Here is a 21,580-nt window from a genome sequence, read left to right as displayed (position 1 = left end):
GCCGCGGGCCGCGCGGTCCGCGGCCCGCAGCCGGCCCACCGCCCCGGCCAGCCGCTCCGCGCCCGCCGCGGCCAGCAGCGGCGCCCCGGCCAGCGCGTACAGCACATAGCGGTCGTCGTACAGGGGCGAGAGCCGCGACACCGCCATCAGCACCGCAGGCGGGATCAGCAGCAGCGGCAGGGCCACACCCGCCGGGGACACCCCGCGCCGCGCCGGCCCCGGCATCCGCACCGCCACCGCCAACGCCATCAGCACCAGATACGGCCCCAGGACGACCCGGCCCGGTCCCGCGAACTCCTCCACCAGCCGCACGACGCTCGCCGCGTCCGGTGCCCGCAGCCACGCCACCTGCGCCGCCTGCCCCCGCGAGACCAGCACCAGCGGGAGCAGCACCGCGACGGCCGACCCCGCGGCACACGCCCACCCCCGCCACACCCTCGCCGGCACCCGCGCGAGCGCCAGCGTGCAGGCGTGCGCCGGCAGCACCAGCACCGCGAACTCGTGGAGCACACAGGTGACCGCGACGACCGCGCCGTAGGGCCACCACCTCCCGCCCCGCGCCGCCCGCACCAGCAGCAGCGTCGCGCCCGCGACCCCGGCCGCCACCAGCGCGTACGAGCGGCCCTCCTGGGCGTAGTGCCCGACCATCGGCGTGGCCGCGTACAGCAGCCCGGCCCACAGTCCCACCCGCGGCCGGCACAACCGCGCACCGAGGGCGGCGACCAGCCCCGCCGCGGCGGCGGCCCCGCAGACCGACGGCAGCCGCAGCGGCACCTCGCCGGGACGGACGGCCAGGACCATGTGCATCAGCAGGTAGTAGAGGCCGTGCACCGCGTCCACGGTGTGCAGCAGATGCCAGATCTGCGGCACCGAACGCCGCGCTACCTGGTAGGTAGCCGCCTCGTCGCGCCACATGCCGCCACGGTCCAGTCCCCACAGCCCGAGCGCGAACATGACGACCACGGGCACGAGGACGGCCGCGCGCTCCCTGCGCCTCACCGAGGATCGACTCATGCCCGCATTGAACAGGGGTATTTTTTATGTGATGAACCAACCTTTATGGGCTGTTGACGGCGTATCTCCGCACATGCCGCGTGCGCGCCGCCTACCATCCGGGCTTGATGAGTGCCTTGAAGAGTGCCACGGAGCCCCTGCCGATGCCGTCCGCGCCCGTAGCGCCGCCCCGTCGCAGGAGGATCCGCGGACGCCCCCGGTTACCCCTCCTCGCCGCCGGCTGGCTCGCCACACGCGCGCTGATGCTGTGGCTGCTCACCCACGACCAGTACCCCCTGCTCGGCCGGGGCGGCGTCGCACAGGAGGTGTGGAGGCTGTACTTCCACTGGTACGGCGTCCTCCGTCAGGGCACGTTCCCCTCGGGCGACCATCTGTGGCAGTACCCGCCCGGCGCCGGCCTGGTGCTGCTCTCCCCCGCGCTGCTGCCGGAACTGACGTACTTTCAGTCCTTCGTGGCCCTGACGCTGCTCACCGACGCCCTGATCACGCTCGCCCTGGTGCGCGCGGGCACCCGTCCGGGCCGCTCGCTGCGCGGCGCGGCCCTGTGGACGGCGGGCCTGCCCCTGCTGCTGCACGTCCCGCTCGCCCGGTACGACGTCCAGGCCACCGCCTTCGCGGTCGTCTCCCTGCTGGCGCTGACGCGCTCCACGCGCGCATGCGGCGTGTTCGCGGCGCTGGGCGCCCTGGTGAAGGTATGGCCGGCGCTGGCACTCATCGGCGCCCCGCGCGGCCGTACGACCCGTGAGGCGTGGACGGCGGCCGCGGTCGCCTCGGTCACGCTGCTCGCCCTGCTCGCGGCCCTGTTCCGAAGCCCGTTCGACTTCCTGCGCCAGCAGGGCGGCCGCGGCGTGCAGATCGAGTCACTGGGCGGGACGGCGCTCATGTTCGCCCGCCGGGCCGGCTGGCCGGGACACACGCGCTACCGGTACGGGGCGGTGGAGTTCGTGGGCCCCCAGGTGCACACGGTCGCCGTCTGCTCGCTGGCACTGACCGCGGCCGCCTTCGTCCTCCTGCTGCTGTGGCGGGTGCGGGCCCTGAGGTGGACGCCCGCGACGCCGTACGACGCGGCGCTCGCGGCCGTTCTGATGTTCACGGTGACCAGCCGGGTGATCAGCCCCCAGTACATGGTGTGGCTGGTCGGACTGTCGGCCGTGTGCCTGACGTCCCGCCACACCACCCAGCGCCCGGTGGCACTGCTCGTGCTCACGGCGACCGCGGTGAGCGCCGTGGAGTATCCGGCCTTCTACGGGGAAGTGGTGGGCAGCACCTGGACGGGCTGTGCGGTCATGCTGGTGCGCAACGGACTGCTGGCCTCCGCCGCGGCCGCGTCCTTCACCCGCCTGTGGTGCTCCGGCCGTTCCCTCCCGCAACGGCGGGAACCCGAGGCGCCGGTATGGAACCCTGGCCGTGTTCCCGCCCTCTTCCCCACAGAAGGCGAATCGCCTCTTAACGGATGATTACCAGGCAACCGTACTCTCCCAGCTCGTGGATTTGATGCACCCTCACGATGCACAGATCAGCGTCGTCGTCATCGGATACGACGACGCCACTCATGTGACGGACGCGGTACGTTCGGCCCTCGCGCAGGGCGGCGTCGTCCGTGAGGTGATCGCGGTCGACGACTGCTCGACGGACGGCAGCCCCGAACTGCTGGACGCCCTCGCGGCCGAGGACCCGCGGGTGAGAGTGGTGCGCAGAACCGTCAACAGCGGCGGCTGCGGCACTCCCCGCAACGACGGGATCGACGCGGCGACCGCTCCGTACCTGATGTTCCTGGACAGCGACGACATCCTGCCGCCCGGTGCGGCCGACGCGCTGCTCATGGCGGCCGTCGCGCACGGGACCAAGCTCTCCGCGGGCCTGTGCGTGCGCCGCGAGCTGCCGTCGGGCCGCGAGACGCCCTGGGAGCCGGAGCTGTACGAACGGCACGCGGTGGTCCCCGGCCCCTCCCAGCGCCCCCGTCTGGTGCACGACACGCTGTGCGTCAACAAGCTGTACCGCACCGACTTCCTGCGCGAGCACGCCATCCGCTTCCCCGAAGGCCGCTTCCCCTACGAGGACTTCGTCTTCGGCGCGCGCGTCCTCGCCGCCGGACCGAGCATGGCCCTGGTCCCCGAGACGGTCTACGTCTGGCACGTCCGCCGCTCCGCCCGCCGCCTGTCCATCTCCCTCGACCGCGCCGGAATCGACAACTGGAAGGCGCGCATGGAGGCGAACCGGCAGGCGCACGAGATCCTGCTGAGCGCCGGCGAGAAACGGCTGGCCCGGTCGGCACGCACCGCATTCCTGGACCGCGGGCTGCGCATGTACGCACGGGAACTTTCGCTGCGCTCCCCGGATTACCGCGAGGAGTGGTGGACGCTCACGCGCGCGTACCTGTCGGACTTCGACGCGGCGGACTTCGCGCAGGCGTCCGTGCCGGGCCGGGTCGTCGCCCAGGTGGTGCTCGCCTCCGGACAGCCGCGGGACCTGCACCGCCTCAGGGAACTGGCGGCCCGCCCGGCACGTCTGACCCCGCCCTACGCGAGCACCGCGGACGGCGTCCCCGTCTGGTCGGCGGACCTTCCGCAGGTCCGGCTGGAGCACCTGCTGCACCGGCCCGTCCACCACCTTCCGGTCGCCGTCGACGCGGAACTGCGCCCACGCGCGCGTGCCTCCCGGCTGCGGCTGCGACTGCACGAGCTGTACGGGCGGGTGGGGAACGCGCGCCCGGACCGGGTGGACGTGGAGTTCGTGCCGCGGGAGGACGGCACCCGGGTGGGTCTCACCCGCACGGCCCGGCTCGCGCGGGACGCGGGATCCGGCAGCTGGACGGCCGAGACGGCCCTGGACCTCGGGGCGCTCGGCGCCGGCACCTGGGACCTGCGGCTGACACTGCGCTTCGACGACGGCACGAGCTGCGAGACCACGGCCCACGCCCTCACCGGACCGGGTCTGCTGCGCCGCCGCGCGGTGGCGAGCCTCCGGCACGGCGTGCTGCTGGTACAGCCGTACGCGACGCACTCCGGAACGCTGGCCCTGCGCATGGCGTCCGGGCTCCGGGGAGCGACGACCATCGCGGCTCGCAGACTGCGACGCCTGGTTCACTGGAAGTGACCGCACGAGCACCGAGCACCAACCGACGAGGAGACGCCCGCACATGACCTGGCTGATCACCGGCGGAGCCGGTTACATCGGGGCGCACGTCGTCCGCGCCATGACCGAGGCGGGCGAGCGGGCCGTGGTCTACGACGACCTGTCCACCGGCATCGCCGAGCGCGTGCCCGCCACGGTGCCCCTGGTCGTGGGCTCCACCCTGGACGGCGGACTGCTGCGCCGCACGCTGGCCGATCACGCGGTGACGGGTGTCGTGCACCTGGCGGCGAAGAAGCAGGTCGGCGAGTCGGTGGAACTGCCGCTGTTCTACTACCGGGAGAACGTGGAGGGCCTGCGCGTCCTGCTGGAAGCCGTGACGGCGGTCGGCGTTCCCTCATTCGTGTTCTCCTCGTCCGCCGCGGTGTACGGCATGCCGGACGTGGACCTGGTGACGGAGGACACCGCGTGCGCGCCGATGTCGCCGTACGGCGAGACGAAGCTCGTCGGCGAATGGCTGGTGCGTGCCACATCCCGTGCGACGGGCCTGTCCACGGCGTCCCTGCGCTACTTCAACGTGGCGGGGTCGGCGACGCCGCACCTGGCGGACACGGGCGTCTTCAACCTGGTCCCCATGGTCTTCGAGAAGCTGACTCGGAACGCGCCCCCGCGCATCTTCGGCGACGACTACCCGACCCCCGACGGCACGTGTGTGCGCGACTACATCCACGTGGTCGACCTGGCGGAGGCCCATGTGGCCGCGGCCCGTGCGCTCGGGTCCTCCGGCGGCACGGACCTGACCCTCAACATCGGCCGGGGGGAAGGCGTGTCGGTCCGCGAGATGACCGACCGCATCAACGCGCTCACGGGCTACGACATCCCGCCGGCGATCACCCCCCGCCGCCCCGGTGACCCGGCCCGCGTCGTCGCCTCGGCCGAGCGCATCGCCAAGGAGCTGGGCTGGACGGCGCGGTACGACGTCGACGACATGATCACATCGGCGTGGGAGGGATGGGTGCTGAGGCACCCGGGAGCGGCACGGAGCTGAGGCGGCGCGGGGCCGCGGCGGGGCCCACTCGACGACGTCCCCGAGCCGGGGCCGCGCCCGGCGGTCTGCCGGGCCGGCGGGCCGGCGTAGTGCCGGTCGGACCGGCGGACCGGCGGGCCGGCGTAGTGCCGGTCGGACCGGCGGACCGGCGGGCCGGCGTAGTGCCGGTCGGACCGGCGGGCCGAAGAGCCCACAGAACGCGGGACCATGACGCCCGTTCAGCCCGGCCCACCGGCGCGCACTCGGGCTCCATTGGGAGCACGCGCCTACTCCCCCTGGGCGATGAGTTCGGAATGGTGTCCGGACAGTCGCATTCTCCGCCTGGAATATTGACGCCGAAAAGAGGTCATTTGCGGCGTTCTGGATGGACAGGCGGCATTCGCTCAGGGAGACGCCTTCTTCTCGGTTCGCCGATAGGCCTTTGCATCCATGGAGAGGAAGGCAGGAATGAAGAAGCTCGCTTGGGCGGCCAGAGGGCTCGCGACGGTGTCGGGGGCCCTCCTCGTCGGGGCTCTCGTGGCCGTGCCGGCGTCCGCGGACGACAACGGTCAGTCGTCCGCTTCCCAGGGTGGAACGTGTACGTTGCGGAGCGCGGGGGACCGGGAGCAGACCAGGGACCACAGCGTCGACTCCGAGGTCGTGGACGACATCAGCAGCCCACTGTTCGGGACGGTGCTCCGTACGACCACGGACTCGGGGCACGCCTTCCTCAACGACAGCCGGGGGACCGTCTGGATCGACTTCACAGCGATCCCAGGTGCTCCGTCCTGTGTGCTGGAGGCGAGCATCGCCGCGACCGAGGGGGACACCGCCACCGATCCCGTCACCCCCACCATGGTCCACCTCACCGTTGTGGACCAGCACGGAGTCGTCTACGGGGCCGCGTGCACGGCCCCCACCAGCGCCCCCGGCTTCACCACGACGAACATCGCGGCGGCGTGCGGCGTCGGGTTCACCCCGATCTACTGACGGCAGGAGAGAGACAGAGGATCCAGGTGGGACCGATCGCCGGCCGGCGATCGGTCCCACCTCGGCGTTCCGGCCCGTCCGGCCCGGCCGCACCCGCCCGTACCCTGGCCCGATGAGCGAACCGTGCGGCCCTGCATGCCCCGCCGCGCGCCCCGCCCCCGCCGATCGCGGGCTCCGTCCTCGGCACCGATCCGCCGCGGACGACGCACCGGGCGCGCCCTTCGAGTTCGGGCCGAAGGGCGCGTTCTCGGCTCGCTCCGCCGCAGGAACCAATCACCGCGTACCCGCAGGTGCACCGAAGCCGGTTCCGCTGCCGAGAGTCCTTACCGTGGCCTGCGTCACACAGGGTCCCGCTCAAAAGCCCGCCCTGCACCGGGCGGGCCCGCCGAGCGGACGTCCACGACCGCTTCGGGCACGGCGCAGCCCTGCCGGACCGAGCCGTTGCACGTCCCGCTGCCGGTCTTCGAGGACCGCTTCCTGCGCGTCCACGAACTCACGTAACCGGCTGCGAGTTCTGGCGGTTCAAGGGGCGAAGTCGTCGCGGGCGCGGGCCGATCCGGCCTGAATCGCCTTGGAGTCAGGAGATCCCGTTTGATACAAATGATCGATTCGGATTCGTTGCATCCACGATGCCATGCCGTGTCCACTGGTGCGGGATGCGACTGACGGAACGGGTGAGCGGGGGCTCGGAGATGACGGGGTGGGACATCGATCCCGTGGGCGTGCAGGCGACGCTCATGATGACCGGTGAGGCGGGCGGCGATCTGGAGAAGGCCGCCATCTCGATGGTGAACAACCTGACCAGCGCGGCTGGTTCGGCAGGAACCGCGGTTCCCGGCGGGCAGTTCCACGGGCCCATGACCGGCCCGGTCGTCCCCGGCACCCCACGTGTTCCGGTCGGTCCGGTCGCCGCCGCGCTCGGCCAGTACCTGGCCGAACGGCAGAAGAAGCTGGCGTTCATGGCCCGCCGCACCGCCGACTCCGTGCAGGGAGCCGCCGAGGCGACCCGTGCCTACCTGCACGGCGACCTGGACATGGCCGCCGAGGCCCAGCGCAACGCCCTCAGGCCACCGAAGATCGACATGCCCGGGCACGGACAGGACGGCAAGGCCGGGAAGAAGGACGGCAGCGGCTCGTGAGCGGCCAGAGGGCCCTGGACCCCGACGAGATACCCAAGTTCACCGGCGATCAGGAACAACTGGACAAGGACGTGTCGAACATCGGCACGGACGCGACATCCCTGTGGGACGCCGGCGCACAGATCGACACGACCTTCAACTCCCTCTCGGCGTACTACACGGCGCCGGACGCGGACAAGCTCTTCGCCACCACCCGGCCGGTGGCGACGGCCGGCAGCGACCTGTGCGACGAACTGGAGACGGTCGCGGGCGCCCTGGCCGCCTACGCGGACGAGGTCCGCCCGCTGGTGAAGACGTTCGAGCGGCTCCGGCAGGAGGCGTCCGACTTCCAGGCCGCCATCGCCCACGACGACGACTGGCGTGAGGACGGCGACAAGGTCGAGGAGAACAACCACCGCCGCTCCGAGGTGAACGCGGCCTGGGCGGCCTTCCAGGCCGCCGAGCGCGACTGCTACGCCAAAATCGTCAAACTCGTCGGCGGCGATCCGCTGAAGGTCGACGACGGATCCGGCAAGAAGGGCATGTACGGCTACCGGGCCGAGGATCTCGACCATACCCAGGGCCTGCCCTGGGGCGACCCGGTCGACGAGTCGACCCCCTGGTACCGGCTCGACGAGCACGCCTGGAACTTCGCCAAGGGCTTCTTCGTCGACGGCGTGTGGGGCACCATCCGCGGCCTGGGCACCCTCGTCGGCGTGGACGGCTGGGACGCGGCCGGCCAGGCATGGAAGGGCCTGGGCCAGCTCCTGACGGGCGTGGCCCTCACGGTGGTGGCACCCGCCGCCTACTGGACGGCCTCCGACGACGAACTGCCGTCCTGGCTGCGTGACTCCCGCAGGGCGGTCAAGGAGACGGCGAAGGCGCTGACCGCTTGGGACGAATGGGACAAGAACCCGTCACGCGCGGCCGGCGCGGTCACCTTCAACGTCCTGACGACCGTGTTCACGGGCGGCGCGGGCACGGCCGCGAAGACCGGAGGCATCGCGAAGGCGATCTCCCTCGCGGGCAAGGCCGGCCGCGTCGTCGACCCGCTGACGTACGTGGCGAAGGCGGCGGGCTTCGGCCTGACCAGGGTCGGCGACGTGATGGCAAGCCTGAAGGCGGTCACGAAGGGCACGTACGTCGAACTGGCCGGCAGGACGTACGAGATCGCGGACCAACCCCTGGCCGCGACCGACCTGCCCGCGGGACTGACCCCCGAGAACTCCGTCCGCCTGGAGACCCCCAAGGGCGAGGTCGTCTACCTCGACACGAAGACGATGACCCTCCACAACGCCGACGGCACGGTCCGGGAGTCTTTGGAGAACGTGGCACGGGAGGGCTCGGCGGAGGAACGGGCGGCAGCCGCGCATCACGAGGCGCCCGGCCGCTCAGAGCGTGAACTGGCCGGTGCTCGTGCGGGCGGCCACGGAGACGCCGCCGGACACGCGGCGGGCGGCGCCGGGGACGGAGTGCCGGGTGGCGGCGCCGATGCCCTGCCGCCGCATTCGCACGGACCGGACAGGCCGGGTGACCTTGACCGTCTGGGCGGCAGTGAGGGAGATCGTCTCGACGGCGGGCATCCGAACGGGGCCGACCCACGCGAGATCATGCGTCGGCACGTCGAACTCGCCAATACGGACAAGGCATGGTTCAAGGAGCACTACCGGTCGAACGGATACCGGCGGTACGCGATACGAGAGGTTTTCGGCCAGCGACTTCCCACGCTGGTCCGCGACCCCGCCGATCCCGGCCGGTGGATCGCGAAGAACGATCTGCCGCCCGCGACGCCGGCGAAATACCTCGATCCCAACCCACACCCCAGGGGCTCCGCGGTCAACCTCCCCAAGAACGTGCTCCACAAGCTCGATGAGTGGGCACACACACGCCATGAGGCGATCGCCGCCGACAAGGCCGCGGAAACCGCCCTCAGCGACGCGGAGAAAGCATACGCCGACCATCCGACGCCCGAACTGGAGGCAGCACGGGACGCCGCCGAGGCGGCCCACTCCCCCGTACACGGCGAAATGGCCAAGCAGAGCGAGCTGTTCGGCGAGAACGTAGCGGAGTACCACGCGATACCGGATCGCTACCCGAACGCGAAACGCGTCGACGACGGGGCCTTCGGCAACAACCGGTTCGACCAGATCTATCGGAATCCCGACGGCGGCTTTGTGGTCGTCGAGGCCAAGGGATCGCTCAAGGCCCAACTGGGCGAGCGCACGAGCCATCTGGGAAATCGGGTTCAGCAGGGAACCCGGGAGTACTTCGAGACCATCTTGCAGGAGATGCAACATCGCGCGAAGCGGGCAAAGGACCCAGCCGAGAAGGCACTCGCCAAGAACCTCCGGATCGCCCTCTTGGAGGGCAAGGTAGACTATGTCCTGGTCAAGGCAGATGCGACTCCCGCCGGAAAGTATGCGGGCTATGAAATGAAGCAGTTCGACATCAGCGAACCTGGGATCCACTAATGCCTACATCTGTGCCACGCGACGAAGAGACTCCTCCCGGGGATCCGACGAGCTTCATTGAGACGTGTGACGCAGACACACTCGAAGCTATCGAAGATCTCTCGGAGCGACCCGCAGGATTCGGTCTGGCCTTCAGTGATGCCTTGAGCACCGCGCAATTGCATTGCCTCTACGATCCCACCGCCAACAAGTCTGAGACCTGGGAGGCATGGGTTGCGGCGATGCAGGTCGGTTCCGCGCTCTTCGCGGCAGCCACGACAACTCAAAGCTCGATCGAGTGTCGGATCGCACACAAGATGCGGTTGATTCCATCCATCGGTGTCAGGCACTTCACCAACGCCGGTAACTGGATCACCGCGTTCTGGCTGGCCATCGTCTGCCGCGACCAGAACCGAATGACGCAGTTGTCCGACGTGCCGATCGAGCTGCTGCGCGCCTCCGGTGCGGTGTACGACGAGTACATCTACGACTGGGTCGACTCCCTCCAGACGTACTGGACCGAACGCCCCGGACTCGGCGAGAAGTTCACCGCCGCCTTCCAGGGCACCGACCCGGCCCGGCTCCGCGTCGCCGACCGCGAGCTGATGCTGAAGGTCCTCTATCCCCCGCTCAACCTCTTCCTGCAGTTCCTCAAGCGCGACGAGGAGCAGTTCAACGCCGCTCTGGTCGAGGCGCTGCACCTTCACAAGGAGTACTGGACCGCGGACGAGGACCGCCGGCTCACCACCGACGGCGCGGTGGCACTCGGCCCGTTGGCCATCGCCTGCCTGGCCCATGACGTCGGCATGCACATCGACGTCGAGTCCGAGTACCTGCCCGAGCACCTGCTCATGCGTTCCTGGCTCGGCGAGTTCGAGACCTGACGTATGGCCGCCCGGCTCTTCCCTGCCGACATACCTTCCATGGCTGTGATGCGCCGCCCGGCAAAGTGCGCCGGGACCTGGTGCCGAGCGGTTCACGGAGCGGAGCCTTCGACGTCGGCGCTGCGCACGTACAACTCAGCGGCGTGCGGTGGATCTGCGCCGGCTGCGGGCAGCGCGACCAGGCGCGCAACGGACCACGCGTGGCACAGATCCACCAGTCCCTGGACGGCTGCAACCGGTTCCGCCTCAGGTCATTGCTCGCGCACGGGCAGGCGTGCGCCCCGGCTGGCCGCGATCCGCAGTGCGTCGGCCAGCGACTCCACCGCCCTGGTGAGTGCGAACCGCAGCGAGTACTCGCCCGCCTTGGGGTCGGCCAGGACAGCTCGGGCGCCGGTCAGCACCTGCTCGCCCGATGCCAACTGGGCCGCTTCCACGTCGTCCGCGAGCCGGGAGAGCAGGCTGCCGTCGCTGTCGGTGCTCAGGTAGCACGGCTTGCCCTCCGGGGTGGTCCAGGGCAGGAGGCGGGGGTTGTCGAGCACAGGTGTTCCCTTCGGCGCTGGCCTGACAGGCGGCGATTACGTTTCGTACTTCGATCGTCACTGCTTGCGCGTAGGCTGCGGAAGAGGGTCGGCACGGCCTGACACGCCCGGCAACGAGGAGGGGTGACGTGGATCAAGTGGTTGACGCGGAAGGGGAGTCGGGGCGCGCTGTGCTGGGGCGGACCCTCAGATACCTCCGGGAGAAGGCGGGCAAGTCACTCGGGCAACTGGCCGAAGAAACCGCGTACGACAAGAGTTACCTGTGTCGGCTGGAGTCGGGGAAACGGCTTTCCAAGATGGCGGTCATGGAGGACCTGGACAGGTACTTCGGGTCCGGAGACCTGCTGGTCAGCCACTGGAAGGTGGCGCGGCTCGACGCGTTCAAGGACCAGTACAAGCGGTACATGGAGCTGGAGGCGACAGCGCGGGTCATGCAGGTGTTCACACCAGGCGTGCCTGGCGTCTTGCAGACCGAGGACTTCGCTCGCGGGGTGTTGTCCGGGGCTTTGACAACGGCCGACGGTGACGAACTGCTTGAGGAGCAGGTCGCCGCGCGGTTGGGGCGGCAGTACCTGTTGCAGCAGAAGCCGGAGCCCGACGTCCGCATCGTCATCGACGAGTTCGCCTTCCGGCGTCCGGCCACGCGGCCAGAAACCTGGACCGATCAGCTACTTCGTCTGGAGACTGTCGCGCTGTGGCCGAACGTGGTGGTCCATGTGCTGCCGTTCTCGGTGGGAGCCCATCACCACATGACGGGGTCGCTGACCCTGCTGTGGCAAAAGGATGGAAGTGCCGCCGCCTACAAGGAAGGCAACGGCTGCAGCGCCCTGGTCGAGGATCCGGACGATGTCCTGCGGCTCCGACTGTCCTACGATCGGCTCCGAGACCTGGCGCTGTGCCCGGCGGACTCGCTCACATTCATCAGGCGCGAACTGGAGGACCAACGGCCATGACGCACACCCCCAACCTGAGCACCGCCGTGTGGCGCAAGTCGAGCTACAGCGAAGGGGGAGCAAACGACTGCGTCGAGGTCGCCGACGGCCCCCCCGGCATCGTCCCCGTCCGCGACAGCAAGACCCCGCACGACCGCCCGCTCGTCTTCTCCACCGCTTCCTGGAGCGCTTTTGTGGAGGCGGTCAAGCACTGAGCTGGGCGGCGGCGCCGCCTTCGGCACTCCGGCCCGGCCGCCGCGCCGGCAGGTCCGGGGCGCGCCCCGGGGCCCCCGCCCGCGCACCTCCTCACAACGCCTTCAGCGCGCCCGCCGTCGCCCGTGCCAGCCCCGCCAGGTACCCCTTCGGGAGTTTCGGGCTGCGGACCACCACCGCCCGCCAGTAGAGCGGGCCCGAGATCAGGTCGAGGGCCAGGTCCGTGTCGACGCCCTCACGGATCTCACCCCGGGCGGCCGCCGCGGCGACGATGCCGCTCGCCACGCTCTGCTGGCCCTCGCGCAGCGCCTTCTGCACGGCGTCGGCGATGTCCGGGTTGCGCGCGGCCTCCGCCTGGAGGTCCGGGATGATCTGGCCGGCCACCGGATGACGCAGGGCGCGGGACGTCACCTCGTACAGCAGGCGCAGGTCCCCCTCCAGGGTCCCCGTGTCGGGGGCCGGCAGGCCCTGGACGGCGACCGCCGAGACCAGGTCGAGCACCAGGTGCAGTTTGGAGCGCCACCGGCGGTACACCGCCGTCTTGCCGACACCCGCCCGCCGCGCGATGCCCTCGATGGACATCCGGGCGTAGCCGACGGCGGCGAGCTCCTCGAAGACGGCCACGCGGATGGCCTCCGTCACGTCCTCGCGGAGCACGGCCGCACCCGCGGGCGCCCTGCGGCGCCGCTTCGCCTGGGGAGTGCCGGCGTTCGTGGTCATACGCACCAGCATAGGGCGTAACGACGAAACGGTTGCGTCCCGACGTCCGGACGGCTTACGCTCACGTTGCGACGATACGGTCCCGTCTCGACCTAAAGCGCGGCCATTCAAACCCCAAAGAGTGGCACAAGGCCCCAGGAATGCGGTACCAACGGGGCACGACGGCGGAAGACTACGGACCGGTTCGCCGCACCCGACCCCCGAGCGAAAGCAGCGGATGTGAGCCAGGTCCTCGACACACCGCCCCCCACGGCGCCCGCGGCAGGCGAGACGCCCGCGCAGCTGGCCGCCCGGTACGGCCTCTCCGTCAGCGGTGCCCGCCCTTCCCTGCCGGAGTACGTCCGGCAGCTGTGGGCGCGCCGCCACTTCATCGTGGCCTTCGCCACCGCCAAACTCACCGCCCAATACAGCCAGGCGAAGCTCGGCCAGGTCTGGCAGGTGATGACCCCCCTGCTGAACGCGGCGGTCTACTACTTCATCTTCGGCGTGCTGCTCGGCACCAAGCGCGGCGTGGCCGACTTCATCCCGTTCCTGGTCACGGGCGTGTTCATCTGGACGTTCACACAGTCCTCGATCATGGCGGGCACCCGCGCGATCTCCGGCAACCTGGGCCTCGTCCGCGCCCTGCACTTCCCGCGCGCCGCGCTGCCCATCTCCTTCGCGCTGCAGCAGCTCCAGCAACTGCTGTTCTCGATGGCCGCCCTGATCGTGATCCTGCTCAGCTTCGGTGTGCCGCCGGCCGTCTCGTGGCTGCTCGCGGTGCCGGTCCTGGTCCTGCAGTTCACGTTCAACGCGGGCGTCTCCATGATCATGGCCCGGCTGGGCGCGAAGACACCGGACATCGCGCAGCTGATGCCGTTCGTCCTGCGCACCTGGATGTACGTGTCGGGCGTCATGTGGAGCATCGACTCGATGCTCCAGCGCAGCACGCTTCCGCACTTCGTGACGGTCCTCCTGAAGGCCAACCCCGCCGCGGTCTACATCGACCTGATGCGCTTCGCGCTCATCGACAGCTTCCACGCACACCAGCTCCCCCACCACGTGTGGGCCTACGCGGTCGGCTGGGCCCTCCTCGCGGGCGTCGGCGGCTTCATCTACTTCTGGAAGGCTGAGGAGAGGTACGGCCGTGGCTGATTCTGTGAACGACGAGCGGATCCCCACCGTCATCTGCGACGGCGTCGACATCGTCTACCGCGTCAACGGCACCGGCGCCGGCCGGGGCTCCGCCACCGCCGCGCTCAACCGCATGCTGCACCGCAAGCAGACGGAGAAGGCGGCGGGCGTACGCCGGGTGCACGCGGTGAAGAACGTCTCCTTCACCGCCTACAAGGGCGAGGCCATCGGTCTGATCGGCACGAACGGCTCCGGCAAGTCGACGCTGCTCAGGGCCGTCGCCGGGCTGTTGCCCGTGGAGAACGGCAAGATCTACACCAACGGGCAGCCCTCCCTGCTCGGCGTGAACGCGGCTCTGATGGGCGACCTGACGGGCGAGCGGAACGTCATCCTGGGCGGCCTCGCGATGGGCATGTCGCGCGAGGAGATCAAGGCCCGCTACCAGGAGATCGTCGACTTCTCCGGCATCAACGAGAAGGGCGACTTCATCACCCTCCCCATGCGGACCTACTCCTCCGGCATGGGCGCCCGGCTGCGCTTCTCGATCGCCGCCGCCAAGAACCACGACGTCCTGCTCATCGACGAGGCGCTGGCCACCGGCGACCGCTCCTTCCAGCGGCGGTCCGAGAAGCGCATCCGCGAACTGCGTGAGCAGGCGGGCACGGTGTTCCTGGTCACCCACAGCAACGCCACCATCCGCGACACCTGCGAGCGCGCGCTGTGGCTGGAGCGCGGTGTGCTGCGCATGGACGGTCCGACCGAGGACGTCCTCGCCGCCTACGAGGATTTCACGAACGGCGACAAGCCGAAGGGCCCGGCCGCCCCAGCCCCGGCGAAGCAGGGCAAGTGACGGCAGCCCCGTCCGCTCCCCCGCACCCGGGTGCGGGGGAGCGGACGGGGCCGGGGCGGATGCGCTCAGCGCATGACCTCGTACAGCACGGTCGCCGTCATCGGCGGCCGGCCCAGGCCGTGCAGCAGGCAGTTGAAGACGAGGAAGTTGACCGCGACTCCGCTGCCGCCGACGACCCCGAACCTGGCCACCTCCACCACGAACCGCCGCACTTGGGCCGGCCAGGAAACGGGGGCGGGTGCCGGGGTGAGGGTGGGTACGGGGAGGGGGAGCGACGCCCACGACGGCCGTGCGAGCGGCCTGGGGGCGCTGCTCGGCGAGGTTCGCAGTCACGGGTACGGGTCCTCCGCTGGTCCAACGATCACGCCAACCCTAGCTGGAATGTCCCGTTTGAAGGGAAAGGGTAAGGAACAGGCGGGAATTCCCCTAAGTCGTGGCAAGAATGCCGGAATCGGCTGCCCAGGTGGCAGATCGTCCCCGGTACGGCGAGGGGGCGCCCTGTCCTCCTGGGGCGCCCCCTCGCCGTACCGGGTCAGGCGTGACTAGCCGTGCGACCTCAGCAGCGTCCGCATGGTGCGCATCGCGACCGACAGGTTCGCGAGATCGAACGAATCCGAGGTCGCGATCTCGTCGAGGGTCGTGCGCGCCCTTCCCAGGATCGCCGCGTTCCGCTCCTGCCATGCCTGGAAGCGCTGCTCCGGCGTGGAGGTGCCGTTGCCGACCGCCAGGACGTCGGCGGTCAGGCCCGCGTGGGCCGCGTAGAGGTCCTCGCGGATCGCCGCGCGCGCCATCGACTGCCACCGGTCGGCGCGCGGCAGTTCGATGATGCGGTCCATGAGCTGGGTGATCCGCAGCCGGTCGGCGAGGTCGTAGTAGACCTCGGCGACGGCCATCGGGTCCTTGCCCATGCGGTCGGCCACCGAGACGATGTCGAGCGCCGGGAAGGCGGAGGAGAACCCGGCCACCCGCGTGGCGAGTTCGTCCGTGACGCCGGCGCCCGTCAGCTCGTCGTAGATCTTCTGCCACCATTCCAGGTCCACGCCGCGCAGCAGCTTGGGCAGCTCGCTCCACACCTGCTCGACCCGGTCCTTGAAGAACGCGATCGTCTCGCCGAGTTCCAGCGGCTGCGGCCGGTTGTTGAGCAGCCAGCGCGTGCCCCGCTCGACCAGCCGGCGGGAGTGCAGGCGGATACGGGTCTGGACGGCCGCGTCGACCTGGTTGTCGAGGGCCTCGACCGCGTCCCACACCGCGCTCGAGTGGAAGATCGCGCGGCCCGCGGTCTGCGCCCTGACGATCTCCTCCAGCGAGGCGCCCGTCTCCTCGCGGAGGCGGTGCAGGAAGCTCGTACCGCCCGTGTTGACGGTGTCGTTGACCAGGACCGTCGTCACGATCTCACGACGCAGCGCATGGGTGTCGATCTGCTCGGCGAACCTCTCGCGCAGCGCCGTCGGGAAGTACGCGTGCAGCAGGCTTCGCAGATACGGGTCGTCGGGCAGCGTGGTGTCGAGCAGCTCCCTGGAGACGGTGATCTTCGTGTACGCCAGCAGGACGGCCGTCTCCGGACCGGTCAGCCCGTGCCCGGTGCCCAGCCGCTCACGGATCTGCCGGTCGGTGGGCAGGAACTCCAGCGCCCGGTCCAGGTGGCCCTCGCGCACCAGATGGCGGATGAACCGCTGCTGCGCGTGGAGCATGTCCTTCGACTGGGACAGGGCGTTGGCGATCGCCACGTTCTGCGCGTAGTTGTTGCGCAGCACCAGGGCGCCGACCTCGTCGGTCATCTCGGCCAGCAGCTGGTTGCGCTGCTTGACCGTCAGATCGCCGTTGGCCACGACCGCGTTGAGCAGGACCTTGATGTTCACCTCGTGGTCGGAGGTGTCCACGCCCGCGCTGTTGTCGATCGCATCGGTGTTGATCTTGCCGCCGTGCTGGGCGAACTCGATACGGCCCAGCTGGGTCAGCCCCAGGTTGCCGCCCTCGCCGACGACGTTGACCCGCAGGTCGCTGCCGTCCACGCGGATGGCGTCGTTGGCCTTGTCGCCGACGTCCGCGTGCGTCTCCGTCGACGCCTTCACATACGTGCCGATGCCGCCGTTCCACAGCAGGTCCACCGGCGCCATGAGGATCGCCTTCATCAGGTCGGCGGGCGTCATCTTGGTGGCGCCGGAGTCGATGCCGAGCGCCTCGCGGATGTGCCCGTTGAGCTGGATCGCCTTGGCCCCGCGGGGGAACACACCGCCGCCGGCCGACAGCAGCTCGGTGTTGTAGTCGGCCCAGGAGGAGCGCGGCAGCTCGAACAGCCGGCGGCGCTCCGCGTACGAGGTCTCCGCGTCCGGGTTCGGGTCGATGAAGATGTGCCGGTGGTCGAAGGCCGCGACCAGGCGGATGTGCTCGGACAGCAGCATGCCGTTGCCGAACACGTCACCGGACATGTCACCGACGCCGACCACGGTGAAGTCCTCGGTCTGGGTGTCCACGCCCAGCTCCCGGAAGTGCCTCTCCACGGACTCCCAGGCACCGCGGGCGGTGATGCCCATGCCCTTGTGGTCGTAGCCCGCGGAGCCGCCGGAGGCGAAGGCGTCGCCGAGCCAGAAGTGGTACTTCTCGGCAACCTCGTTGGCGATGTCCGAGAACGTCGCCGTGCCCTTGTCGGCCGCGACCACGAGGTAGGTGTCCTCGCCGTCGTGCCGGACGACGCCCGGCGGCGGCACGACCTCACCGGCCACCATGTTGTCGGTGATGTCGAGCAGCGCCGAGATGAACGTCCGGTAGCTGCGGATGCCCTCGGCGAGCCACGCGTCGCGGTCCACGGCGGGGTCCGGCAGCTGCTTGGCGACGAAACCGCCCTTGGCGCCGACCGGCACGATGACGGTGTTCTTCACCATCTGCGCCTTGACCAGGCCGAGGATCTCGGTCCGGAAGTCCTCGCGCCGGTCGGACCAGCGCAGCCCGCCTCGCGCGACCTTGCCGAAGCGCAGGTGCACGCCCTCGACACGCGGCGAGTACACCCAGATCTCGTACGCGGGACGCGGCGCCGGCAGGTCCGGGATGGCCTGCGGGTCGAACTTCATGGAGACGTAGTCGTGCGGCGTGCCGCCCGTCTCCTCCTGGAAGAAGTTGGTGCGCAGGGTCGCCTTGATGACGGTGAGGAAGGACCGCAGGATCCGGTCCTCGTCGAGCGAGGCGACCTGGTCGAGCGCGGCCTCCAGCTCCTCCAGGAGAGCGTCGGTCAGCTCCAGGCCCGCCCGCTGCCGCTCAGGCGACATCCGCGCCTCGAAGAGCGAGACCAGCAGCCGGGTGGTGTGGACGTTGTTCCGGAGGGTGTCCTCCATGTAGTCCTGGCTGAAGGTGGAACCGGCCTGGCGCAGGTACTTGGCGTACGCCCGCAGCACCATCGCCTGGCGCCAGGTCAGTCCGGCACTCAGCACCAGGGAGTTGAAGCCGTCGTTCTCGGCCTGCCCGGTCCAGGTGGCGGCGAACGCGTCCTGGAACCGCTCGCGGCCGTCGTCGCCGAGGTAGTCGCCGTTGCCGGACAGCGCCCCGGGCAGACGCAGACCGAAGTCGTAGATCCACGCCGTCGCGCGGTCCGCGCAGCGCAGTTCGTACGGGCGCTCGTCGGTGACCTCCACGCCGAGCCGCTGGAGCACGGGCAGGACGGCGGAGAGGGAGATGGAGTCGCCCTTGCGGTAGATCTTGAAGCGGCGCTCACCGGGGCCGGCGCCCACGGGCTCGTACAGGCTGAGGGCGAAGTTCCTGCCGCCCTCCTTGTCACCGAGTTGCTCGAGGTGGACGAGGTCGGCGACCGCGGCGCGCGGGGTGTGGTCGGCCTTGTAGCCCTCGGTGAAGGCGTTGGCGTAGCGCCGCAGCAGCTCGGCGGCGCGCTCCTCGCCGCACTCGGCGTTCAGCGCCTCGGCGAAGCCGTCGGCCCAGGAGCGGGCGGCCTCCACCAGCCGCGCCTCGATGCGCTCCTTGTCGGAGTCGGACAGCTGCGGCAGCTCCGTGCCCGGCGGGACGCGGACCACGAAGTGCAGCCGGGAGAGGATCGACTCGGTGTTCCAGGCCGTGAAGTCGACGCTGGTGCCGCCGAGTTCCTCCTTCAGGATGTCGATGATCCGCAGCCGGACGGCCGTGGTGTAGCGGTCGCGCGGCAGGTAGACGAGGGCCGAGTAGTAGCGCCCGTACTCGTCCTGGCGCAGGTAGAGGCGCAGTCGTCGCCGTTCCTGGAGGTAGAGGACGGAGGTGACGATCGACTGCAGCTCGCGGGCGGGTGTCTGGAACAGCTCGTCGCGCGGGTAGGTCTCCATGATCTGGAGCAGGTCGCGGCCGTCGTGGCTGTGGGGCGAGAGCCCGGCGCCCTTGAGGACCCCGTCGACCTTGCGCCGGACGACGGGCACGCGGCGCACGGACTCGGTGTAGGCGGCGGACGAGAACAGGCCGAGGAAGCGGCGCTCGCCGATGACGTCCCCGTTCTCGTCGAACTTCTTCACACCGACGTAGTCGAGGTACGACGGCCGGTGCACGGTCGCCCGGCTGTTGGCCTTGGTGAGGATCAGCAGCTTGTGCTCGCGGGCCTTGGCGCGGGCGTCGGCGGGCAGCCGCTCGAAGGACGGGCTGACCGGGTGGCTGTCCTCGCCGGCGTGGTGCGGGTCGGAGCGCAGAATACCGAGGCCGGTGCCGGGCACGGCGGCCAGCGAGTCGTCCTCGCGGAGCTGGTACTCGCGGTAGCCGAGGAAGGTGAAGTGGTCGCTGGCCAGCCAGCGCAGCAGCTCGCGGGCCTCCTCGCGCTCCACGTCGGGCAGGTCCCGGGGCATGGGTTCCGTCGGAATGCCCTCGGCGATGCGCACCGCGGCGTCGCGCATCTTCTCCCAGTCCTCGACCGACTCGCGGACGTCGGACAGGACGCGCAGCAGATCGGCGGTGATCTGCTTGAGGTCGGCGCGGTCGGTCTCGCGGTCGATCTCGACGTGGATCCAGGACTCCAGGTGGGCGTCGTGCGGCAGCTCCCCGTGGGGCACGGACGGCAGCACCTCGAGGAGCTTGCCGGTCAGGTCGCGGCGGACGACGAACTGCGGGTGGATGACGACGTGGATGCCCCGCCCCTGACGCGACAGCTCGTTCGTCACGGAGTCGACGAGGAACGGCATGTCGTCGGTCACGACCTCGACGACGGAGTGGCTGCACGTCCAGCCGTTCTCCTCGATGGTCGGGGTGTGCACCCGCACGTTGGCCGTGCCCTGCGGGCGCATCTCGGCCATTCTGTAGTGCGAGAAAGCCGCGCCGAAGATGTCCACCGGGTCGCAGGCGGCTAGATCCTCGGGGGCGGTGTGCAGGAAGTAGCGCTGGAGGAACGCGAGCACGGTGTCCCGGTCGGGGGTGCCCTCGCCCGTCGTCCCAGTCGGTAGATACCCCCCGACCGGGCTGTTCTCAGCTACCCGAGCGGCCCTCTCCAGCAGCTCGGCCTTGGCTTCGTCCAGCTTGGTCTGCATTGTCCTCTGGCTCCTGTCGCGCGCCGTTGCGTGACGTAGAAGGAAGTACGGTCTCTTCTCCGACGTAACGCCGCGACGCGGGGTGTCCGGTCTGCTTCGACGCTATGCCGCATGGAGAGATCGGCGGGGGGTTATCGGTCATATGCGGTGTCCTGGGCGGCTGTGACGCTGCTCTCGGCGCTCTGTGCGCCTCCCGCGTCCCCGGCGCCCCGGTGACTCCCGCGGGCGCCTTCGGCGCCCTTCCCGAACGGCCCCGCCTGCGAAGACCAGCGACCGCCGCCCGGTCACGGATGCCCTCCGTGGTCACCGGGCGCAGGGCAGGGACGACGATGTCCCCGCGAGGTATCGCGCTGATCACGCCACAAGGCTATCGCTCTGGACGGGGGGCACGTCATGAGCCGTATGTGTACAAAACCAGGGGTCGAACTTTGACGTTCTGCACAGGAGCATCGGGGGCGCCGCTGTGCGGGGCACTCGGTGGGAGCATGACCGTACGAACAGTGCGCGGCCCCTTGGCAAGGGCCTCGGCGTCAGGCACGTTGCCCGAAGCACCCGACCGCACGATCGAGGAGAGCCCGGCGAACATGGCGCAGAAGATTTTGATCGTCACCGGCGACGCGGCGGAATCACTGGAGGTTCTCTACCCCTACCAGCGCCTGCGCGAGGAGGGCTACGAGGTGCACATCGCGGCCCCCTCCCGCAAGAAGCTCCGCTTCGTGGTCCACGACTTCGAACCCGGTTTCGACACCTACACCGAGAAACCCGGCTACACCTGGCCCGCCGACCTGGCCTTCTCCGAGGTCGACCCCGGCGATTACGTCGCCCTCGTCATTCCCGGCGGGCGCGCCCCGGAGTATCTGCGCAACGATCCCGAGCTCCGCAAGATCCTCAAGTCGTTCTTCGACGCCGACAAGCCGGTCGCCCAGATCTGCCACGGCCCGCTGCTCACGGCCGCGGCCGACGCCCTGCGGGGGAGGCGCGTCACGGCGTACCCGGCCCTGGAGCTGGACATGCAGGCGGCCGGTGCCACCTTCCAGGACGCCGAGGCGGTCGTCGACGGCACCCTGGTCTCCTCCCGCGCCTGGCCGGACCACTCCCGCTGGATGCGCGAGTTCCTGACCGTCCTGCGGGCCAAGGCACCCGTGACCTGACGACGCACCTCCGGGCACGGTGCG

At 70.1% G+C, this 21,580-nt stretch carries 17 protein-coding genes; 12 read left to right on the top strand and 5 right to left on the bottom strand.

Features of this window, described 5'->3' with window-relative positions; genetic code table 11:
• Window positions 1-1,014, bottom strand: a 1,014-nt coding sequence (locus tag ACFSL4_RS14715) for a glycosyltransferase family 39 protein (protein ID WP_417820762.1), incomplete at its 3' end; no start/stop codon positions are given.
• A 143-nt stretch (window positions 1,015-1,157) separates the two neighbouring features.
• On the opposite strand from ACFSL4_RS14715, the gene ACFSL4_RS14710 reads away from it, so the two are divergent.
• From ACFSL4_RS14710 to ACFSL4_RS14680, 7 genes are all read left to right on the top strand, one after another.
• Window positions 1,158-2,471, top strand: coding sequence for a glycosyltransferase 87 family protein (locus tag ACFSL4_RS14710; protein WP_381082560.1), 1,314 nt, complete (start codon window positions 1,158-1,160; stop codon window positions 2,469-2,471).
• A 37-nt stretch (window positions 2,472-2,508) separates the two neighbouring features.
• Entirely contained in the window at window positions 2,509-4,110 is a 1,602-nt protein-coding gene (locus ACFSL4_RS14705; protein ID WP_381082558.1) for a glycosyltransferase family 2 protein, read from the top strand.
• Window positions 4,111-4,153: 43 nt separating this feature from the next.
• Window positions 4,154-5,134 (top strand): UDP-glucose 4-epimerase GalE, encoded by a 981-nt coding sequence (gene galE / locus ACFSL4_RS14700; RefSeq protein ID WP_381082551.1) that lies wholly within the window; start codon window positions 4,154-4,156, stop codon window positions 5,132-5,134.
• A 447-nt stretch (window positions 5,135-5,581) separates the two neighbouring features.
• Window positions 5,582-6,103 carry a hypothetical protein gene (locus tag ACFSL4_RS14695; protein ID WP_381082549.1) on the top strand — a complete coding sequence of 174 codons (522 nt, stop codon included), beginning with the start codon at window positions 5,582-5,584 and terminating at the stop codon, window positions 6,101-6,103.
• A gap of 656 nt (window positions 6,104-6,759) precedes the next feature.
• Window positions 6,760-7,242 (top strand): DUF6507 family protein, encoded by a 483-nt coding sequence (locus ACFSL4_RS14690; protein WP_381082547.1) that lies wholly within the window; start codon window positions 6,760-6,762, stop codon window positions 7,240-7,242.
• Complete coding sequence (locus ACFSL4_RS14685; RefSeq protein ID WP_381082545.1) at window positions 7,239-9,692, top strand: hypothetical protein; 2,454 nt, start codon at window positions 7,239-7,241, stop codon at window positions 9,690-9,692. The genes ACFSL4_RS14690 and ACFSL4_RS14685 overlap by 4 nt, the downstream gene beginning before the upstream one ends.
• The gene (locus ACFSL4_RS14680) at window positions 9,692-10,555 is read left to right on the top strand and encodes an immunity 49 family protein (RefSeq protein ID WP_381082543.1); all 864 of its coding nucleotides are present in this window, start codon (window positions 9,692-9,694) and stop codon (window positions 10,553-10,555) included. Before ACFSL4_RS14685 ends, ACFSL4_RS14680 begins: the two co-directional genes overlap by 1 nt.
• A 251-nt stretch (window positions 10,556-10,806) precedes the next feature.
• Here ACFSL4_RS14680 and ACFSL4_RS14675 read toward each other — a convergent pair whose 3' ends face one another.
• Window positions 10,807-11,094, bottom strand: a complete 288-nt coding sequence (locus ACFSL4_RS14675; protein WP_381082541.1) for a hypothetical protein — start codon at window positions 11,092-11,094, stop codon at window positions 10,807-10,809.
• A 128-nt stretch (window positions 11,095-11,222) separates the two neighbouring features.
• Here ACFSL4_RS14675 and ACFSL4_RS14670 point away from each other — a divergent pair, with 128 nt between their 5' ends.
• Window positions 11,223-12,047: a helix-turn-helix domain-containing protein gene (locus ACFSL4_RS14670; protein ID WP_381082539.1), complete on the top strand. Its 825-nt coding sequence runs from the start codon at window positions 11,223-11,225 to the stop codon at window positions 12,045-12,047.
• Entirely contained in the window at window positions 12,044-12,241 is a 198-nt protein-coding gene (locus ACFSL4_RS14665; protein ID WP_381082537.1) for a DUF397 domain-containing protein, read from the top strand. The genes ACFSL4_RS14670 and ACFSL4_RS14665 overlap by 4 nt, the downstream gene beginning before the upstream one ends.
• Before the next feature lie 91 nt (window positions 12,242-12,332).
• Here ACFSL4_RS14665 and ACFSL4_RS14660 read toward each other — a convergent pair whose 3' ends face one another.
• Window positions 12,333-12,959 carry a TetR/AcrR family transcriptional regulator gene (locus tag ACFSL4_RS14660; RefSeq protein WP_381082535.1) on the bottom strand — a complete coding sequence of 209 codons (627 nt, stop codon included), beginning with the start codon at window positions 12,957-12,959 and terminating at the stop codon, window positions 12,333-12,335.
• A 219-nt stretch (window positions 12,960-13,178) separates the two neighbouring features.
• On the opposite strand from ACFSL4_RS14660, the gene ACFSL4_RS14655 reads away from it, so the two are divergent.
• Both ACFSL4_RS14655 and ACFSL4_RS14650 read left to right on the top strand, forming a co-directional pair.
• Window positions 13,179-14,093, top strand: coding sequence for an ABC transporter permease (locus ACFSL4_RS14655; protein ID WP_381082533.1), 915 nt, complete (start codon window positions 13,179-13,181; stop codon window positions 14,091-14,093).
• Window positions 14,086-14,922 carry an ABC transporter ATP-binding protein gene (locus ACFSL4_RS14650; protein ID WP_381082531.1) on the top strand — a complete coding sequence of 279 codons (837 nt, stop codon included), beginning with the start codon at window positions 14,086-14,088 and terminating at the stop codon, window positions 14,920-14,922. The genes ACFSL4_RS14655 and ACFSL4_RS14650 overlap by 8 nt, the downstream gene beginning before the upstream one ends.
• Before the next feature lie 65 nt (window positions 14,923-14,987).
• Here the strand turns inward: ACFSL4_RS14650 and ACFSL4_RS14645 are convergent, their stop codons facing one another.
• Both ACFSL4_RS14645 and ACFSL4_RS14640 read right to left on the bottom strand, forming a co-directional pair.
• Window positions 14,988-15,113, bottom strand: coding sequence for a hypothetical protein (locus ACFSL4_RS14645; protein ID WP_381082529.1), 126 nt, complete (start codon window positions 15,111-15,113; stop codon window positions 14,988-14,990).
• Between the two features lie 351 nt (window positions 15,114-15,464).
• The gene (locus ACFSL4_RS14640; RefSeq protein WP_381082527.1) at window positions 15,465-20,405 is read right to left on the bottom strand and encodes an NAD-glutamate dehydrogenase; all 4,941 of its coding nucleotides are present in this window, start codon (window positions 20,403-20,405) and stop codon (window positions 15,465-15,467) included.
• A 584-nt stretch (window positions 20,406-20,989) separates the two neighbouring features.
• Between ACFSL4_RS14640 and ACFSL4_RS14635 the strand changes: the two genes are divergently transcribed.
• Window positions 20,990-21,556: a DJ-1/PfpI family protein gene (locus tag ACFSL4_RS14635; RefSeq protein ID WP_381082525.1), complete on the top strand. Its 567-nt coding sequence runs from the start codon at window positions 20,990-20,992 to the stop codon at window positions 21,554-21,556.
• Window positions 21,557-21,580 lie beyond the last annotated feature (24 nt).

Source organism: Streptomyces caeni, from assembly GCF_042678285.1.
Taxonomy (GTDB): domain Bacteria; phylum Actinomycetota; class Actinomycetes; order Streptomycetales; family Streptomycetaceae; genus Streptomyces; species Streptomyces caeni.
Note: the sequence above shows the minus strand (reverse complement) of the source record. Positions and strands in the feature narration are given on the sequence as shown.

What these genes read in the sequence shown, in the direction of transcription:
- ACFSL4_RS14660 (WP_381082535.1), bottom strand. Translation starts at nt 12,959, where the DNA reads ATGACCACGAACGCCGGCACTCCCCAGGCGAAGCGGCGCCGCAGGGCG.
- ACFSL4_RS14710 (WP_381082560.1), top strand. Translation starts at nt 1,158, where the DNA reads ATGCCGTCCGCGCCCGTAGCGCCGCCCCGTCGCAGGAGGATCCGCGGA.
- ACFSL4_RS14705 (WP_381082558.1), top strand. Translation starts at nt 2,509, where the DNA reads ATGCACCCTCACGATGCACAGATCAGCGTCGTCGTCATCGGATACGAC.
- ACFSL4_RS14635 (WP_381082525.1), top strand. Translation starts at nt 20,990, where the DNA reads ATGGCGCAGAAGATTTTGATCGTCACCGGCGACGCGGCGGAATCACTG.
- ACFSL4_RS14690 (WP_381082547.1), top strand. Translation starts at nt 6,760, where the DNA reads ATGCGACTGACGGAACGGGTGAGCGGGGGCTCGGAGATGACGGGGTGG.
- ACFSL4_RS14695 (WP_381082549.1), top strand. Translation starts at nt 5,582, where the DNA reads ATGAAGAAGCTCGCTTGGGCGGCCAGAGGGCTCGCGACGGTGTCGGGG.
- ACFSL4_RS14665 (WP_381082537.1), top strand. Translation starts at nt 12,044, where the DNA reads ATGACGCACACCCCCAACCTGAGCACCGCCGTGTGGCGCAAGTCGAGC.
- ACFSL4_RS14680 (WP_381082543.1), top strand. Translation starts at nt 9,692, where the DNA reads ATGCCTACATCTGTGCCACGCGACGAAGAGACTCCTCCCGGGGATCCG.
- ACFSL4_RS14640 (WP_381082527.1), bottom strand. Translation starts at nt 20,405, where the DNA reads ATGCAGACCAAGCTGGACGAAGCCAAGGCCGAGCTGCTGGAGAGGGCC.
- galE (WP_381082551.1), top strand. Translation starts at nt 4,154, where the DNA reads ATGACCTGGCTGATCACCGGCGGAGCCGGTTACATCGGGGCGCACGTC.